The organism is Pontibacterium sp. (genome assembly GCF_041587635.1).
GTDB lineage: Bacteria > Pseudomonadota > Gammaproteobacteria > Pseudomonadales > Balneatricaceae > Pontibacterium.
The window spans coordinates 1-2,161 of sequence record NZ_JBFGYC010000632.1 but is presented as its reverse complement, the minus strand read 5'-3'; the positions used below and the strand labels follow the sequence as shown (position 1 = coordinate 2,161).

Sequence of the window (2,161 nt, the reverse complement as noted above, 5' to 3'; positions counted from 1 at the left end):
GTATCACGCACCCCTGTCGAAACAGGGCCGGGAACGTCTCAAGGTGATGCGTGAAACCACTGATGGTTTCAAAATTGCCGAAAAAGATCTGGAGCTACGTGGGCCGGGCGAAGTCTTAGGTACCCGCCAGACCGGTATGATGCAGTTTAAGATTGCCGATCTGCAGCGTGATTCAGACCTGCTCACCCGCGTAAAACAGGTGGCGGGTCAGATGCAAGGTTATCCACAACATGTCGAGCCAATGATCCGCCGTTGGTTGGGTGTGGGGGAAGAGTACGGCAACGTTTAACGCTATAATGTGGCCTGTTTTAACTCACCTATAAATTGCTGGAATCCCATGTCTGAACCCACCGCACACCAACTTGAACTGATCGAAAAGCAACTGGGTCGCAAACCCCGGGGTTTAGCCGGTGTCGCCGTTGCGACGGATATGGCTGTGCCATTGGTGCTGCAGATGCAGTCGCTGGTGGAAGATCAGCCGTTTCCTACGCTGTTCTGGTTGTGCTCCAAAGACCTGTACCAAGCGATCGCAGAGATCGAAACCTCGGGTTGGGTCAAGCAGATCGAAGCTGAACTGGAGGCCGACGATGATTTGCGTACTGCATTTCTGGCGAATCAGCAGGCTTACGTCGATCTGCGCTGGAAGCTGATGCGTGATGAGGATCGTCAGCGCATCGATGAGCTGGGATTTACCGATCTGTTTAATCAATACGGCATCGGCGGCATCCGCCACTGGGATAAGGTGCGTTGCCTGCATATGCAATACGCTCACCATCTGGCCGACCGTAACGTGATTGGCGAGCGTCTGGATGCCGAGTTTGAGCTGCACACACTGACTATCAATCTTTGATCTGCTCAGCCGATATCCTGACATAACGCAACAAACATTCGTCATCAGTGCTACGAAGCTGCAAAAGCCCCAGTTCAGGACTATGCTGATTGTTTGCGATTGCGCTCTGCTGTTATTTTCAGCTGGATGAGATATATGGAGTTTCGGTCAGTGAAGAGCTTGTCACTTAAAGCCCTGTGGATATGTTTTCTGAGTCTGATCGGACTCGCGCAAAGCTTTGCTGCCACGCCAGAATGCAGTGCGGTTTTTCCGGATGGCGTGCAGACGAACAGCAACAGCGGCACGGTTAAATTTGAATGGGCATCTAAAGTTACCGGCAGCCCGGACAATATCCTCGCGACAAAGCGGCTCACAGACAACTCCGGCGGCAACAGCTGCAATACCACCTCCTGTGGCAGCACCGGTTCCGCTGCCACCACCATGGATTTCAACGATTTTCCGAACAACAACAATGACGTTGAAATAGGTTATCGGGAAACCCGTACCTTACTGCCAGGCAACTACGACGATATTCGGCTTAACTCCCGAGCGGTAGCGACCCTAACGCCGGGAGACTATCAACTTCGCGGTTCTCTCACTCTGAAAAGCGATGCACAGATCAATATTAGTGGTTCCGGTGTCGTTCGTATCCTGCTGAAAGGGAACGTCAAGTTTGAGAGTGGCTCAGATATCAATGTGGGTGGAGATGCTTCTCAACTGGTGATATTCAGTCATGGAGAAGTTTCGTTGTCCAGTGATGCCACGGTCACCGGCTTTATCTACTCCAAAAAAGTGTTACGCCTCTACAGTCGCGCCGAGGTAAATGGTGCGGTCAGCGGTAAGAGTGTAGAGCTGCGCAGCTCAGCCTCTAAGGTGAATTACCTCCCATCTGCCGTTTCCGCAGCTGCTTTTGGTGATCTTTGCGGCGGCGGTGCTGTTACGCCACCGCCCCCCCCACCCGCCGCGAGTGGTTGTGCGGCAATCTGGCCGGACGGTGTTCAGAGCCATAGCAGCAGTGGTGAAGTGAAGTTTGAGTGGGGCACGAAGGTGATCAACAGCCCTGACAATATTATCGATGCAGTTGAAATTGATGATGATTCGGGTGGTGTCAGCTGTGGCAACACCACCTGTACCGCCAGCTTCAATCCATCCACCGCAATGGACTTCAACGGCTTTAAATCCAACGGCGGTAGTGACTTTAAGGTGGACTACAAACAGAGTCGCACGATTTCTCCGGGCACATACAAGAAGATCGAACTTAAAGGTCAGGCCACACTGACCATGGAAGCCGGGGATTACTACGTCACCGATGATGTGAAGATGAAGTGGGAT

At 52.4% G+C, this 2,161-nt stretch carries 2 protein-coding genes and 1 pseudogene; all 3 read left to right on the top strand.

Going from position 1 to position 2,161, the window contains the following annotated elements; translation table 11 throughout:
• Positions 1 to 289: pseudogene (locus ABYW01_RS20065) on the top strand (ATP-dependent DNA helicase RecG); the annotation flags it as partial.
• 48 nt (positions 290 to 337) lie between these two features.
• Positions 338 to 850, top strand: coding sequence for a DUF501 domain-containing protein (locus ABYW01_RS20060; protein ID WP_372836205.1), 513 nt, complete (start codon positions 338 to 340; stop codon positions 848 to 850).
• A 135-nt stretch (positions 851 to 985) separates the two neighbouring features.
• Positions 986 to 2,161, top strand: a 1,176-nt coding sequence (locus ABYW01_RS20055; protein WP_372836204.1) for a hypothetical protein, incomplete at its 3' end; no start/stop codon positions are given.